This is a genomic window from Streptomyces sp. NPDC023573, assembly GCF_055559735.1.
In genome coordinates this window covers 74,608-89,001 of record NZ_JBVHKB010000016.1, presented here as the reverse complement: position 1 = coordinate 89,001, position 14,394 = coordinate 74,608, and the positions used below count along the sequence as shown (strand labels likewise).

General features: G+C 70.2%; 13 protein-coding genes. 6 read left to right on the top strand and 7 right to left on the bottom strand.

Going from position 1 to position 14,394, the window contains the following annotated elements:
- Positions 1 to 6: 6 nt before the first annotated feature.
- Together ACZ32T_RS34390 and ACZ32T_RS34385 are read right to left on the bottom strand one after the other, a co-directional pair.
- The gene (locus tag ACZ32T_RS34390; RefSeq protein ID WP_467371338.1) at positions 7 to 2,247 is read right to left on the bottom strand and encodes a 3-keto-disaccharide hydrolase; all 2,241 of its coding nucleotides are present in this window, start codon (positions 2,245 to 2,247) and stop codon (positions 7 to 9) included.
- On the bottom strand, positions 2,244 to 4,688 hold the full coding sequence (locus ACZ32T_RS34385; RefSeq protein WP_467371337.1) for a ThuA domain-containing protein: 2,445 nt from the start codon (positions 4,686 to 4,688) through the stop codon (positions 2,244 to 2,246). The genes ACZ32T_RS34390 and ACZ32T_RS34385 overlap by 4 nt, the downstream gene beginning before the upstream one ends.
- A 286-nt stretch (positions 4,689 to 4,974) precedes the next feature.
- On the opposite strand from ACZ32T_RS34385, the gene ACZ32T_RS34380 reads away from it, so the two are divergent.
- From ACZ32T_RS34380 to ACZ32T_RS34370, 3 genes are all read left to right on the top strand, one after another.
- Positions 4,975 to 5,964 (top strand): multicopper oxidase domain-containing protein, encoded by a 990-nt coding sequence (locus ACZ32T_RS34380; protein ID WP_467263541.1) that lies wholly within the window; start codon positions 4,975 to 4,977, stop codon positions 5,962 to 5,964.
- Between the two features lie 205 nt (positions 5,965 to 6,169).
- Complete coding sequence (locus ACZ32T_RS34375; protein WP_467263540.1) at positions 6,170 to 6,961, top strand: VOC family protein; 792 nt, start codon at positions 6,170 to 6,172, stop codon at positions 6,959 to 6,961.
- Between the two features lie 98 nt (positions 6,962 to 7,059).
- Positions 7,060 to 7,317 (top strand): WhiB family transcriptional regulator, encoded by a 258-nt coding sequence (locus tag ACZ32T_RS34370; RefSeq protein ID WP_467263538.1) that lies wholly within the window; start codon positions 7,060 to 7,062, stop codon positions 7,315 to 7,317.
- Between the two features lie 26 nt (positions 7,318 to 7,343).
- On the opposite strand, the gene ACZ32T_RS34365 is transcribed toward ACZ32T_RS34370, so the two are convergent.
- The 4 genes from ACZ32T_RS34365 to ssgD all read right to left on the bottom strand — a co-directional run bounded on the left by ACZ32T_RS34365 (position 7,344) and on the right by ssgD (position 11,816).
- Positions 7,344 to 8,225: a chitosanase gene (locus ACZ32T_RS34365; RefSeq protein ID WP_467371383.1), complete on the bottom strand. Its 882-nt coding sequence runs from the start codon at positions 8,223 to 8,225 to the stop codon at positions 7,344 to 7,346.
- A 173-nt stretch (positions 8,226 to 8,398) separates the two neighbouring features.
- Complete coding sequence (locus tag ACZ32T_RS34360; RefSeq protein WP_104783507.1) at positions 8,399 to 9,376, bottom strand: acyl-ACP desaturase; 978 nt, start codon at positions 9,374 to 9,376, stop codon at positions 8,399 to 8,401.
- A 153-nt stretch (positions 9,377 to 9,529) separates the two neighbouring features.
- The gene (locus tag ACZ32T_RS34355) at positions 9,530 to 11,176 is read right to left on the bottom strand and encodes an ABC-F family ATP-binding cassette domain-containing protein (RefSeq protein WP_467371334.1); all 1,647 of its coding nucleotides are present in this window, start codon (positions 11,174 to 11,176) and stop codon (positions 9,530 to 9,532) included.
- Between the two features lie 223 nt (positions 11,177 to 11,399).
- On the bottom strand, positions 11,400 to 11,816 hold the full coding sequence (ssgD, locus tag ACZ32T_RS34350; RefSeq protein WP_467273387.1) for a spore wall synthesis regulator SsgD: 417 nt from the start codon (positions 11,814 to 11,816) through the stop codon (positions 11,400 to 11,402).
- 183 nt (positions 11,817 to 11,999) lie between these two features.
- Here ssgD and ACZ32T_RS34345 point away from each other — a divergent pair, with 183 nt between their 5' ends.
- Positions 12,000 to 13,085, top strand: a complete 1,086-nt coding sequence (locus ACZ32T_RS34345; protein WP_467371332.1) for a WD40/YVTN/BNR-like repeat-containing protein — start codon at positions 12,000 to 12,002, stop codon at positions 13,083 to 13,085.
- A gap of 42 nt (positions 13,086 to 13,127) precedes the next feature.
- Here ACZ32T_RS34345 and ACZ32T_RS34340 read toward each other — a convergent pair whose 3' ends face one another.
- Positions 13,128 to 13,442, bottom strand: coding sequence for a YciI family protein (locus ACZ32T_RS34340; protein WP_467371330.1), 315 nt, complete (start codon positions 13,440 to 13,442; stop codon positions 13,128 to 13,130).
- Positions 13,443 to 13,477: 35 nt separating this feature from the next.
- On the opposite strand from ACZ32T_RS34340, the gene ACZ32T_RS34335 reads away from it, so the two are divergent.
- Both ACZ32T_RS34335 and mmpA read left to right on the top strand, forming a co-directional pair.
- Positions 13,478 to 14,155, top strand: a complete 678-nt coding sequence (locus ACZ32T_RS34335; RefSeq protein WP_467371328.1) for an endonuclease V — start codon at positions 13,478 to 13,480, stop codon at positions 14,153 to 14,155.
- Positions 14,156 to 14,239: 84 nt separating this feature from the next.
- A complete protein-coding gene (mmpA, locus tag ACZ32T_RS34330; RefSeq protein WP_014152821.1) occupies positions 14,240 to 14,386 on the top strand; it encodes a morphogenic membrane protein MmpA in 147 nt (48 codons plus the stop codon).
- Positions 14,387 to 14,394: the final 8 nt, after the last annotated feature.

Sequence of the window (14,394 nt, the reverse complement as noted above, 5' to 3'; positions counted from 1 at the left end):
GCTCGCCTACAACTCCTGGATACGGATGTCGCGGTACGAGATCACGTCCGTGGTGCTGTGGACCTGGAGCCCGATGTAGCCGGAGGCGTACCGCCGGCCGTCGGTGCCCGGGTCGTCACCCCGCGGCGGTTCGAACGCCTGACCGCCGTTGTTGTCGAACTCGTTGATCAGGACACCGTTGCGGTAGACCGAGTAGTGCTGGTCCACCACCCGGATCTCGTAGTCGTTCCAGGTGCCCTTCGGCGTGACCGCGGCGCCGCCGAGGCCGACCCGGTCGAAACCGTAGACGGAACCGGTCTTGTACATGTCGCCGCCGGGCCCGTCATAGGCCTGGATCTCATGGCCGTACTTGATGGCGGCCCACTCCGGACGGGACTCCTCCGGGTGGTCGTGGACGTTCGGGAAGCGGACGAAGACGCCGCCGTTGGCGTTGGCACCCTCCGCGGCGTCGTCCCGCCACTGGAGCTTCAGCGAGAAGTCCCCGTACTGCCGGGACGGGAACCACAGCATCCCCATGCCGTCCACCGTGGTGGAGCTGGTGATCGAGCCCTCCTGCTCGTTCAGCGCGAACTGACCGCCGCCGACCTGCTCCCACTTGGCGAGGGATCCGGCGGTGCCGTCGAAGAGCTTGCGGTAGCCCTCGTCCTGGCCCGGCTTGCCGATGCCGGACTGCTTGGCCGCGCGGTAGATCTTCTTGTGCTCACGGGCGTCGACGACCCCGGCGGTGAGCAGCTTGTCCAGGACCTTGTCGACGTGCTTGAGGAACAGGGCGTGCGAGGACCAGTCCTTCTCGTCCTCGATGAGCTCGTTGATCGTGCAGCGGTTGCCGGTGAGCCGGTTGGGAACACCGGTGTCGACCGTGCCGACGATGACCGTCAGCCGTTCGTCGAACTCGGGGCAGTTGGGCGCCGGGACGCCGCCGCTCTGCGCGACGGTGAAGGAGCTCCGCTTCGCCTCCGAGGTGTTGCCGGCCTTGTCGGTCGCCCGGTGGGCGAACGTGTGATGGCCGACGCGGTCGACGATCACGGGGGAGGAGTACGCGAGGTACGGGCCCCCGTCGAGGGAGTACTCGGCCTTGTCCACACCCGAGTCGTCGTCGGTCGCGCTGAGGGTGACCTCGGCGCTCGTGATGAACGCGCCGTCCGAGTTCTTGTCGCCCGTCACGACCACCGAGGTCTCCGGCGGCGTCTTGTCCTGTGAGGGCGGTTCGACGACGGTGAAGTCGACGGACTTCTCCTCGGCCGCGTTGCCCGACTTGTCGGTGGCGCGGTAGCGGACGGTGTGGGCACCGACCTCGTGCACCATCACGGGTGCGGTGTACGGCTGCCAGGCGCCGTCCGCCCCGACGGCGTACTCGATGGTGTTGACCCCTGACCCGGTGTCGGACGCGGTCACGGTGACCGTGGCCATGCCGAGGTACGCGCCCGCGTCGTCCTTCTCACCCGAGACGGTCGCGGAGGTCTCCGGGGGCGTCTTGTCGTCCGTCGGCGGCGCGGCGACCGCGAAGTCGACGGACTTCTCCTCCGCCGCGTTGCCCGACTTGTCGGTGGCGCGGTAGCGGACGGTGTGGTCGCCCACCTCGTTCACCACGACGGGTGCGGTGTACGGCTGCCAGGCGCCGTCCGCCCCGACCGCGTACTCGACGGTGTCGACGCCCGATCCGGCGTCGGTCGCCGCCACGGTGACGGTGGCCTGGCCGATGTACGCGCCGTCGGCGTTCTTGTCCCCGTCCACCGTCGCCGAGGTCTCGGGGGCGGTGGTGTCGTCACCGCCGCCACCGTCCTCGGTCACCGTGAGGACACCCTGCATCGAGCCGTGGCCGGGGATCGTGCAGTGGTAGAAGTACTTGCCGGGGGTGAGGGTGACCTCGACGCTGTGCTTGCCGCCCTCGCTGTCACCCGGGTTGGCCAGGATGTTGACCTGGACGTCGTTGTTGTACTCCGGGTCCGACACGCTGAACGTCAGCGTGTGCGGCATGCTCGTCGTGTTGCCCGTGGCCTCACTGTTCTCGAAGACGATGGTCGCGGCACCGGCCACCGCGGTCTCGGGAGCCGTCAGATAGTGGTCGATGGGATCGCCCGCGGTCCAGGTGAGGACCTGGTCGGCTGCTGCCGCCGCCCGGTCGTCCTCGCGGCCGTACGCCGCCGTGGACGCCAGTCCGAGGACCATCAGGAACGAACCGAGCAGGGCGAGCCACCACCGGGCTGGCCCGTACCGCCGTCGCGCGAGGAGTGAAGGGTGTCTCACTGCGCTGCCGCCTTCCTGGCCAGGTCTGCGGCGGCCGGGGTCTGACCGCCGCCCTTGTACGTCACGCGCCACAGCGCGGACTTGGAGTCGGAGGTGAAGAAGCCGCGCCCGTAGTCCAGGACGTAGAGCGAGCCGTCCGGGGCGAACTTCCAGTCCATGAGGTTGCGGATGCCGTCCGCACCGACCGGAATGATCTTCTTCAGCGACTCGGCGTGCGTGGGCAGGCCGCCCTTGCCGACCGTCTTCGGGTCGGTCAGCACGGCGTGACGCGGCTGGGTGTCGTCGTAGAAGTCACCGACGAACCACTTCCCGTCCCAGTACGAGGGCCACTTGGCCTCGCTGGTGCTCTTCGCGTCGTAGCGGTAGACCGGGCCGTTCATCGTGGCCTGGCCGCCGCCCTTGAGCCAGGGCAGGAGCTCCTTCTCCTCCTCCACCTTGTAGCTCGGGATGCCGTTCTCGTCGCGCGGGTAGTCGACGCCGCCGCCCTGCGGCGAGTACCAGATGGTGTTGCCGGTCACCGGCGGCAGGTTGACCAGGCCGTCGTTGTTCGGCGACTCGTTCTTCGGCGCGTCGCAGTCGTACCAGTCCAGCGGCTTGGTGGGATCGGGCAGGTTACGGTCCCGGTAGGGCTGCTTGTTGCCCATGCAGTACGGCCAGCCGTGGTTGCCGGCCTTGGTGATCGCCGCGAACGTGTCGTACTTGGCGGGCCCCCAGGTCGTGCTCGGCGCGCCCGCGTCGGGGCCGACCCAGCCCGCGTACAGCGTGTCGGTCGACGTGTCGATCGAGATGCGGGCCGGGTTGCGGACACCCATCACATAGATCTCGCCGCGGGTCTTGCCGCCGCCCTCGTCCGGCTCCTCGCCCGTGAAGAGATTGCCCTCGGGCAGGGTGTAGGTGCCGTCGTCCTCGGGGTGGATCCGCAGGATCTTCCCGTTGAGGTTGTTGGTGTTGCCCGCGGTGCGCCGGGCGTCGGCGAAGGACACGCCCTTGTAGTTCGGCTGCGGGTTGTTGCCGGAGTAACCGTCGCTGAACTGCGAGGAGTTGTTGTCACCGGTCGCGATGTACAGGTTCTGCTCCGAGTCCCAGGCCATCCCGCCGCCCGCGTGGCAGCAGCTGTGGATCTGGACCGGCCAGTGCAGGAGCACCTTCTCCGAGGCCAGGTCCAGCTTGTTCGTGGCGTGGTCGAAGGTGAAGCGCGAGACCTGGCGCACCGCCATCTGCTTGTCGCGGTCGATCTTCGCATGCGGGGTGTAGTGCAGATACACCCAGCCGTTGGTGGCGAAGTCCGGGTCGAGCTCGATCCCGAGCAGTCCCTCCTCCACCTTCACCAGCTCGTCGCCGCCGCCCTTGTTGCCGAAGACGCTCAGCTTCCCGGCGAGGGTGACCTTCTTGGTGGCCGGGTCGTAGACGTGGATCTCGCCCTCGCCCTTGCCCACGTTCGGGTCGTTCCAGTCGGTGACCACCGGGACGCTGCTGTCCGCGCCGCCGCGCCCGATGTAGAAGACCCGCCCGTCCTTCGCGGTCACCAGGCCGTGCGGTTCACCGATCTGGTCGTTCCGGCCGGGCTGGTTGGGCTGGGTGAGCCGCTCGGCCGTGTAGTTGGAGTCGATCGTGGCCTTGCAGTCGGCCTGCGACAGGCGGCTCGTCCAGGCCAGCGCGCCGCGCAGGTGGTCACGGAAGTCGGTCTCCGCGAAGCTCGCCGCCGTACCGCCCATGGCGGTGTAGAAGGAGCGTCCGCCGTCGTAGTCACGGCACCAGGAGACCGGGTGGTCCCAGCCGTTGGCGCTCTTGCCCGGGGTGTAGGTGAGCTCGCGGACGCGGGCCACGGTGTGCACGTCGCCGGACGGGTTGTCCTTCCAGTTCAGCCACTTGTCCGGGCGCTTCCACTCCAGCGGGAGGTTCTTCGTCGCCGGGTGCTGCCGGTCGCCGATCTCCACGGTGGCACGCTGGACGGCTGTCGGGCTGTCCGCCGCCGGGCGGGCGCCGACCAGGCCGGTGAACCAGTCGGAGTACGGTTCGGTGCGCGCCGCGTCGTGGATGCCGAGGAAGCCGCCGCCGGCCTCCATGTAGGCCTCCAGGCCGGCCTCCTGCTCCGGGTCCAGCACATCGCCGCCCCCGGTCAGGAAGACGACCGCGTTGTACCTGCCGAGCTTCTTGCCGTTGGTGAAGACCGTGGCGTCGTCGGTGGCGACGGTCTTGAAGCGTCCTGCCTCAGGACCGCTCAGTCCGATCTTCTCCACGGCCGCGATGCCCGCGTCCACGGTCGGCGACTCCTCGCCGGCCGATGCGTGGAACACCAGCACCTTGACGTCGGCCCCGCCGGGCGGCGTGGGAAGGGACAACGTTGTCGCCATCCGTTCCTTCAGCCCTGGGTCCGGATAAGGGCTGGCAGTGGCCGCGTTGCCGCCGAGCAGGGACGCGGTCAGGGCACCTGCTGCCACGGCCGCCGCGATTCCGCGGCGCGATCTGGACCTGTGATGTGGTGTGCGCTGCATGTGGTCACCCACCCCTCTTGGTCACTTCTCTGGTCACTTCTCTCGTCACCGCGCCTCTGTGGTCACTGCGACAGCGCATGAAGCTAGACCTCTTTTCGTGGCTCGCCAATAGGTATGGCAGCAATCGAACGAACTTTGTCCTGAGTGTGGATAAACCAACGGCCCCCGGATACCGTGTGGGCCGTCCAGGGGAGCAGCGCGTCAGTTTCCGTCTCGCAGTGGGGAGTTCGACATGGACCGAAGGACCTTCAACCGCCGGATGCTGGTGGGCGGCGGGGTGGCGGCGGCCACCGGCGTGACATCGATGTCACTCGGTGCCGTGCAGGCCACCTCCGCGGAGAACCCCGCCAAGACGGCCCCCGCGGGCGGCGCCGTCCGCCATCTCAAGCTGTTCGCGGAGAAACTGGCGGACGGTCAGCTGGGGTACGGCCTGGAGAAGGGCAAGGCGTCGATCCCCGGGCCGCTCATCGAGATCACCGAGGGCGACACCCTGCACATCGAGTTCGAGAACACCACGGACGTCGACGCCAGCCTCCATGTGCACGGCGTCGACTACGACATCGCGAGCGACGGCACCCGGATGAACCGCAGCCATGTCGAACCCGGAGGCACCCGGACGTACACCTGGCGCACCCACGCCCCCGGCCGCCGCAATGACGGCACCTGGCGGGCGGGGAGCGCCGGCTACTGGCACTACCACGACCATGTGGTCGGCACCGACCACGGCACGGGCGGCATCCGCAAGGGGCTGTACGGGCCACTTGTCGTACGCCGCAAGGGAGATGTGCTGCCGGACAAGACGATCACGATCGTCTTCAACGACATGACGATCAACAACAAGGCGGCGGACAAGAGCCCGAACTTCGAGGCCACCGTGGGCGACCGGGTCGAAGTCGTGATGATCACGCACGGCGAGTACTACCACACGTTCCATATCCACGGGCACCGCTGGGCGGACAACCGGACGGGGCTGCTCACCGGCCCGGACGACCCCAGCCGCGTGGTCGACACGAAGATCTGCGGACCGGCCGACTCCTTCGGCTTCCAGATCATCGCCGGCGAACACGTGGGAGCCGGCGCCTGGATGTACCACTGCCATGTCCAGAGCCACTCCGACATGGGGATGGCCGGCCTGCTGCTCGTCGCCAAGCCGGACGGCACGGTGCCGGGCTACGATCCGCATCACCACACGGCAGGCGCGGCGCGGGAGCACGCACACTGAGACGGGCCGGGCCGCTCCCCGCCGGGCGCCCCTGTGCTCCCGAGGGCGTGTGACGCCGCCGCCGTTCCGCCGGGCGGGCCCGCGCCCAACCGCAGCTCCGGTCCGCCGGAGCTGCGGTTGTCGGTACCCGGTGCGAGACTCGGAGGGTCAGGACGTCCGGCGTGAGCACACGCGTGAGACACGGTTCCGCCCGAGGAGTCGCACCATGATCGACCCCGCCTTCGTCACCGGCGCCCCCAACTGGATCGACCTCGGGACCCCCGATCTCGCCGCGGCCACCGCCTTCTACAACGGCCTCTTCGGCTGGGACATGGTGGCCGGCGGCCCCGAGACCGGTGGCTACGGGATGTACCAGCTGCGGGGCAGCACCGTCGCCGGTGTGATGACCGTGCCGGAGGACCAGGGGAAGCCCGCCTGGTCGGTGTACTTCCAGACCCCCGACGCGGACGCCACCGCGCGGACGGTCGAGCGGGCCGGGGGCACCGCCGCGTTTCCTCCGATGGACGTGCTCGACTACGGGCGCATGGGGGGCTTCACGGACAGCACCGGGGCGTACTTCGGCGTCTGGCAGCCCGGGACGAACACCGGCCTCGGCATGATCATGGAGCCGGGCGCGCTGGTCTGGTCCGAGTTGTACACCCCGGACGTCCCGGCGGCGGCCGCGTTCTTCCACACCGTCTTCGGCTGGCAGACCGACGACATGTCGTATCCCGGCGGTACGTACACGATGATCCGGCCCGCCGGCAACGAGAACGCCGACTCCTCCTTCGGAGGGCTCGTGCCCCTCGACGCGGTCCCCAGCCAGTCCCAGGCGGGCCCGCACTGGCTGCCGTACTTCGCCGTGGAAGACGCCGACGCCACGGTCGCCGGCGCGGAACGCCTCGGCGGCCACGTCACCATGCCCGCCACGGACGTGCCGGAGGTCGGACGGATCGCCACCTTCGCCGACCCCGCGGGTGCGGCGTTCGCGGTGATCAAGCCGGCGCCCATGGGATAGGACGGACCGGGCCGGAGGAGCAACGGCAGGTCCCGGACCCGCCTGCTGTTGAACGATCGTTGATCACTTGTTTATCGCGACCGGGCACCGTGTGGCGCATGCCGATCAACACCGTGACCGACTCCGACGAGCTCGCCTGGCAGGAGACCGCGCTGTGCGCGCAAGCCGGGCCCGAGTTCTTCTTCCCGGCGCCGGGCAGCTCCACCCGCGAGGCCAAGCAGCTGTGCAACGCCTGCGAGGGCCGGGTGGCCTGCCTGGAGTACGCACTCGCCCACGACGAGCGCTTCGGCGTCTGGGGAGGGCTCTCCGAGAAGGAGCGGGACCGGCTGCGCAGAGGCCGGTCCGACCGCGGCTGAACACCGGGAGTGCGAAGCCGGTGCCGTCACGGGATCCGGAAGGGCTCGCCGTACACCTGCCACACCAGCGGCTTCTCCAGCCCGAGGTTTCCCTCGCGGAGGAAGACCCGCTGCGCTGTGTCGATCCGGGTCGTGTCGCGCTGCACCTTCCGGGCTCTGATCGCCGACCGGCTCTCGTCGAGGAAGGCGTCGAGGTACGCCGTCTCGTCGCCGCCCTCCGCGGCCGTGTCCGCCGAGGCCATCGCGGCGTCGCGGATGCCGTAGAAGCCGTCCGCCTCGACACCGGGCCCGTGCAGCACCATCGCGTCGTAATAGATGAACTGCCCCAGGGTGCCGAGGCCGTCCGACTTCGCCAGCCGGACCGCCGGATCGAAGTACAGCCTGTCGCGCGTCGTGTCCTGGGCCTTGCGGAAGGCCGGGTCCCCCGCGGCCCGGTGCCAGGCGTCGGTGAAGCCCGGATCCAGGCCCTCGTGCGAATCGGTGCCGTCCACCGCGCGCAGGGCGGGGAGGTACGTGGCCAGCGGATTGTCCGGATGCTCCTCGGTGTACGCCTCGACCAGTTGCAGCATGTCGTTCGTGCCGGAGCAGAAACCGATGATGCCGGCGGTGTAGCCGGCGCCGTCGCCGATGTCCTCGATCGCCCCGTACCGGCTCCGCCAGTCCAGGGTGGATGCCTCCGCGCTGGCCACCAGCCGGGAGGCGGTCTCCTTCATCGCCGGGGCCGCGAGGCCGGGCGGCAGGGTGTCGGTCTCGTCGGCGTGCTCGTCGGCCTGCGCGTCCGCGGCCGGCTTCGCCGTGCCGGTCTTTCCGGGCGCCTGCCGGACGGTGGGCGGCTCCGAGTCGCCACCGTTGAACAGGATCGAGGCGGCGATGGCGATCGGTGCACCGAAAAGAACAAGACGCGTCACTGGTTTCACCCGCCACAGAGTACGGTCAGTGAAGCTGTGGGGACAGCTTGGATGTGCTGTGGGGGTGGTGTGAACGCGCGGCGGCGGCGCACGCGGGGTGCGTGCGCCGCCGCCTTCGTCCGGCGGGTCGGGGAGCGGATCCCGAGCCCGGCCGGGCGGATGTGCCGAGCGGGTCAGCCCTGTGCGGCCCGGGCGGCCATACGGGCCTTGCGGGTCGCCAGCTTCTCGTCGAACTTCGCGGCCTCGCTGTCCAGGCCGTTCATGTACAGCCCGAGCTCCTCCTGAGCCTTGAGGCCCTCCGGGCCCAGGCCGTCGATGTCGAGGACCTTCAGGTAGCGCAGGACGGGCTGGATCACGTCGTCGTGGTGGATCCGCATGTTGTAGATCTCGCCGATCGCCATCTGCGCGGCGGCCCGCTCGAAGCCGGGCATGCCGTGTCCGGGCATCCGGAAGTTGACGACGACGTCGCGCACGGACTGCATCGTGAGGTCCGGGGCGAGCTCGAAGGCCGCGCCGAGCAGGTTGCGGTAGAAGACCATGTGCAGGTTCTCGTCGGTCGCGATCCGCGCCAGCATCCGGTCGCAGACGGGGTCACCCGACTGGTGGCCGGTGTTGCGGTGCGAGACGCGGGTCGCGAGCTCCTGGAAGGCCACGTACGCCACGGAGTGCAGCATGGAGTGGCGGTTGTCGGACTCGAAGCCCTCCGCCATGTGTGCCATGCGGAACTGCTCCAGCTTGTCCGGGTCCACGGCGCGCGAGGTGAGCAGGTAGTCGCGCATCACGATGCCGTGCCTGCCCTCCTCGGCGGTCCAGCGGTGCACCCAGGTGCCCCAGGCGCCGTCGCGGCCGAAGAGGGAGGCGATCTCGTGGTGGTAGCTGGGGAGGTTGTCCTCGGTCAGCAGGTTCACGACGAGGGCGATACGTCCGATGTCGGTGACCTTGGACTGGCCGGTCTCCCACGCCTCTCCGTCCTCGAAGAGGCCGGGGAAGTTACGGCCGTCGGAGAACGGCACGTACTCGTGGGGCATCCAGTCCTTGGCGACCTTGAGATGGCGGTTGAGTTCCTTCTCCACCACCTCTTCCAGCGCGTAGAGCAGCTGGGCGTCGGTCCACGCCTTCGAACTGCCTGTGTGGGGAGAGGTGATCGTCACGGGGGCTCCTGGGGACGGGAGAATTACCTACGGCTTCGTAGGTTACGTGACCGTAGGTTAAGGCGGCAGTAAGGCCGCGGCCAAGCCCGGTCCTCGCGGCATGTGCTCACACACCGTTATCCACGCAGGTCATGAGGATCTTCGGGGGACAAGTCAGGCTCCCGCACCCCCGGCTCCCGGCAGCTGCCCGGGGGCGGTGTCCCGGAGCCCGTCCTCGTCCAGCAGCAGCCACCGGGTGATCCCCAGCGACTTCAGGAACGCCATGTCATGGCTCGCCACGATCAGCGCTCCCTGGTACGCCGCCAGCGCCGACGTCAGACGGTGCACACCGGACAGATCGAGGCTGTTCGTCGGCTCGTCCAGCATCAGCAGCCGGGGCGCCGGGTCGGCCGGCAGCAGCGCCGCGAGCGTCGCCCGGAGACGTTCGCCGCCCGACAGCGTCCCGGCGGGGCGGTCCGCGCGCCCGCCCTTGAAGAGGAAGTGTGCCAGCCGGGCCCGGATGCCGTTGTCCGTGGTGCGGGGCGAGAGACGGGCCACGTTGTCCACCAGCGACAGGGCGTCGTCGAGGACGTCGAGACGCTGCGGCAGGAATCCCACCGGGACCTGGGCGGTGGCCTCACCGGACACCGGGTCCAGCTCGCCCGCGATCGTACGCAGCAGTGTCGTCTTCCCCGCCCCGTTGCGGCCGACCAGCGCGATCCGCTCCGGACCGCGGAGCTCCCACTCGCCCGGCACCCGCGCCCCGTGAGCGAGTTCGAGCTCGCGCAGCAGCAGCACGTCGCTGCCCGGGTGCACCTTTGTGTGCGGCAACTCGATCCGGATGGCCTCGTCGTCCCGCACCGCGTCGACCGCCTCGTCGAGGCGTTCCTCCGCGTCCGCCAGCCGTTCGGTGTGCATGATGCGGTGCTTGCCGGCCGACTCCTGGGCGGTCTGCTTGCGCTGGCCCATCACGGCCTTCGGCTCGCGCTTGGTGTCCCACATCTTCTGCCCGTACCGCCTGCGCCGGGCCAGCTTGACGTGGGCGTCGGCGAGTTCGCGCCGCTGCCGCCGAACGTCGGCCTCCGCGACCCGCACCAGGCGCTCGGCCGCCTCCTGCTCCACGGCCAGCGCCTGCTCGTACGCCGACAGGTTGCCGCCGTACCAGGTGACCGCGCCGTCGCGCAGATCCGCGATGCGGTCCACCCGCTCCAGCAGTTCCCGGTCATGACTGACCACGACCAGCACACCCGTCCAGGCGTCGACCGCGTCGTACAGCTGCCCGCGGGCGTACAGATCGAGGTTGTTGGTCGGCTCGTCCAGCAGCAGGACGGCAGGGCGCGCCAGCAACAGGGCGGCCAGGCGCAGCAGCACGCACTCACCACCGGACAGCTCGCCGACGGTCCGGTCGAGACCGATGGCGGACAGGCCCAGCTGGTCGAGCACCGCCCGGGCGCGCTCCTCGACGTCCCAGTCGTCCCCCACCGCGGCGAAGTGCTCCTCCCGGGCATCGCCCGCCTCGATGGCGTGGAGCGCCGCCCGCGTCGCGGAGACACCCAGGACCTCGTCCACCCGCAGAGCGACGTCCAGGACGAGGTCCTGCGGGAGGTAGCCGATGTCACCGGCCGTGCCGATGCGTCCGGCCGTCGGCGTGAGCTCACCGGCGATCAGCCGCAACAGAGTGGATTTCCCACAGCCGTTGAGACCGATGAGCCCGGTCCGGCCGGGGCCTACGGCCAGTTGGAAGTCATCGAAGACCTCGCTCCCGTCGGGCCAGGCGAACGACAGTGAGGTGCAGTGAATATGCGTGGTGGATGCAGGCACGATGGCCTCCCGGCTGCGTCGAGGAATCACGGAGAACGGCTCGGACACCGGTGTCACGCAGGGCACGCGTGCGGCAGGGCACGCGGCGCGGAACGCGGACACCTCAGATGTGGAGCAACGTCCTTCTCCGATCCGACGACAACAGGGCGTCGACGACGCTACGAGCCCGCCCGTGGCCACGCAACCGGATTCCGGCGGCGCTTCAGGAGAGCGGGCCGCTGTCTCAGGCGGACCCGCCCAGCAGATCGCTCAGACCGCCGTCCAGGTCCATGAAGCGGTACTCGTCCCCCGCGGGGACCAGCTCCTGCGCCCGCTTGAGGAAGCGCCGCAGCTCGGACGTCCGGACATGGACCATGGCGATGCCCTCGACCGCGTGGAACTCCAGCACCGTACGGTCGTAACCGAACGGCCGGACCCGGACGTCACCGAGGCCGGCCGGCGCGTCCATGCCGGTGGCGAGCAGCTCACGCGAGAACTCCCAGGACACCTCGGTGCCTTCGAGGGTCGCGGGTGCCGGGAACGCCATGCGGACGGCGAAGGGGTCCTTGCGGTCGTAGTGCAGTGTGGCGGGCAGAGTCTCCATACGCGGCGCGGACGCGACCATACGGGCCTGCACGGACTGCTCGATAACGCTGGACAAGACCTGCTCCCTCTCGCCTCGGACGAACGGTTCCCGGCAATGGAGTAGACGACGGAACGCCTCCATCCGTGCACCGGGAGGCGGCGTGAGCTGCGTCACCGCCCTGTCTCCTTCTGATCGACTGCCCCGTTCGGGGCGGCGCACCCTGGACGCGCCTCCACCGGTGGGTTAGCTTCCAGCGCCATGAGGCGCATCGGGAAGACGAGACGGCTGATCGCACCGCTCCTGTGCGGGGCGGCGGTGACCGCCGCACTGGCCGCGCCTTCGGCGCGGGCCACGCCGGCCGGGCACGAGGAGCGGGAGCCCGCATGGGCGCTCACCGCGACGGGCACGGACGCGCGCTTCCGCGGTCTCGCCGCCGTGGGCCGCGAGACCGCCTGGGCAGCAGGCTCCGGGGGCACGGTGCTGCGCACCACGGACGGAGGGCGGCACTGGCGCGATGTCTCGCCGGACGAGGCCGCCGGACTGGAGTTCCGGGACATCGAGGCCTTCGACCGGCGGCGGGCGGTGGCCCTGGCCATCGGTGAGGGCGAGGCGTCCCGGGTCTTCCGTACCGAGGACGGGGGCGCGACCTGGACCGAGTCCTTCCGCAACACCGACGCCCGCGCCTTCTACGACTGCCTGACCTTCTTCGACAGCCGTCACGGTCTCGCGATGAGCGACCCGGTGGACGGGAAGTTCCGCATCCTGTCGACCTCGGACGGCGGGCGCAACTGGCGGGTGCTGCCCGATGCCGGGATGCCCGCGGCGCAGCCCGGTGAGGCCGGGTTCGCGGCGAGCGGCCAGTGCCTCGTCAGCTCGGGCCGCACGGACGTCTGGCTCGCCACCGGCGGCGCGGCCGCCGCCCGGGTGCTGCACTCCGCCGACCGCGGCCTGACCTGGACGGAAGCCGGGGCGCACATCCCGGCGGGTGACCCGGCGCGGGGCGTGTTCGGCCTCGCCTTCCGGGACCGTACGCACGGCATCGCCGTCGGCGGCGACTACCGCGCGGACGAGGCGTCGCCGGACGCCGCGGCCGTCACCGGGGACGGTGGCCGGAGCTGGCGGAGCGCGCCCGCCCCGCCGCCCGCCTACCGCTCAGGCGTCGCCTGGCTGCCCCACGGCCGGAGCTCGGCGCTCGCCGTGGGGCCGACCGGCACCGACCTCACCAGGGACGGCGGGCGCACCTGGCGGACCGTGGACACCGGCTCGTACGACACGGTCGACTGCGCCCCGGGCGGCGGCTGCTGGGCCGCGGGCGAGCAGGGCCGGGTCGCGAGGCTGCGATAGCGGCCACCGTGGTGGACATCCCCATGGGCGGCGACGTCATGGTCACTCCCGGCGGTCCCGGCCGGGCGGCTGCTGCCGGTAGGGCGCCAGCGCTTCGGAGGTCTTCGTCGCAAGGAACTCCGTGATCCGGTAGGCGCACACCCCGTGTTCCGCGAAGGGGTCGGAGGCCGCGATCCTCTCGATCCCGGCGCGGTCCTCGCCCACCGCCAGGATCACACCTCCGTCGCGGGGGTTCTTACGCCCCGAGGCGATGAACACCCCGGCCGCGTACTGCGTGTCCAGCCAGGCCACGTGCTCCGTCATGAGGGCGTCGACACGCTCGACCGGGGCTGTGTAGGTCAACTCGAGTACGAACATGCCGGCAGGTTACCGGCTGCCTAGACTGACCGGTCATGACGACTTTCCGGATGCCCGCCGACGAGGCCGAAGCCCGCGCCGTGCAGGACGCGTTGCGGGCGCGCGTGGTGCTGGACGAGCCGGGGCCGCCGCCCGGCGGCGGCCGGGTCACCGGCGTCGACGTCGCGTACGACGACGAGCGCGACCTCGTCGTCGCGGCCGCCGTCGTCCTGGACGCGGCGACCCTGGACGTGATCGCCCGTTCCACCGCGAACGGCACGGTGACGTTTCCGTACGTTCCCGGACTTCTCGCCTTCCGCGAGATACCGGCTGTCCTCGCGGCACTGGAAGGCCTGCCGGTGGACCCGGGGCTCGTCGTATGCGACGGCTACGGGCGGGCGCACCCGCGCAGGTTCGGGCTGGCCAGCCATCTCGGCGTCCTCACCGGACTGCCGGTCATCGGCGTCGCGAAGAACCCCTTCACCTTCCGCTACGAACAACCCGGCCCCCGGCGAGGTGACTTCACCCCGCTCATGGACGGGGACGAGGAGGTGGGCAGGGCCCTGCGCACGCAGGACGAGACGAAACCCGTCTTCGTCTCCGTCGGTCATCGCACCGGCCTGGACAACGCCTGCGCCCATACGCTCGCGCTGGCACGTGACTTCCGCCAGCCGGAGACCACGCGCAGGGCGGACGCCCTCTGCCGGGCCGCCCTGAAGGAAGCGATCGGCTGAGGGAGGTCCGTGCCCGGGGATCTGTTGCCGACTGAGTACAAATACGGATGTTGTTTGTCGAACATCAGGGGCAGGCTGGTACACATGATCGACCACCACGCACCTCAGATGAGCACCGGAACCGTACGTCTCTCCCAGCGCGGCGTTGCCGTGGGCATGACCCTGGGCGTCCTCGCGGGCGCCGGCTGGACCGTGTCCATGGTCGTCACGCTGGCGTCCTGGATGCTCTGACCCACCTG

What these genes read in the sequence shown, in the direction of transcription:
- ACZ32T_RS34340 (WP_467371330.1), bottom strand. Translation starts at nt 13,442, where the DNA reads ATGTTCGTACTCGAGTTGACCTACACAGCCCCGGTCGAGCGTGTCGAC.
- ACZ32T_RS34370 (WP_467263538.1), top strand. Translation starts at nt 7,060, where the DNA reads ATGCCGATCAACACCGTGACCGACTCCGACGAGCTCGCCTGGCAGGAG.
- ACZ32T_RS34345 (WP_467371332.1), top strand. Translation starts at nt 12,000, where the DNA reads ATGAGGCGCATCGGGAAGACGAGACGGCTGATCGCACCGCTCCTGTGC.
- ACZ32T_RS34375 (WP_467263540.1), top strand. Translation starts at nt 6,170, where the DNA reads ATGATCGACCCCGCCTTCGTCACCGGCGCCCCCAACTGGATCGACCTC.
- ACZ32T_RS34335 (WP_467371328.1), top strand. Translation starts at nt 13,478, where the DNA reads ATGACGACTTTCCGGATGCCCGCCGACGAGGCCGAAGCCCGCGCCGTG.
- ACZ32T_RS34380 (WP_467263541.1), top strand. Translation starts at nt 4,975, where the DNA reads ATGGACCGAAGGACCTTCAACCGCCGGATGCTGGTGGGCGGCGGGGTG.
- mmpA (WP_014152821.1), top strand. Translation starts at nt 14,240, where the DNA reads ATGATCGACCACCACGCACCTCAGATGAGCACCGGAACCGTACGTCTC.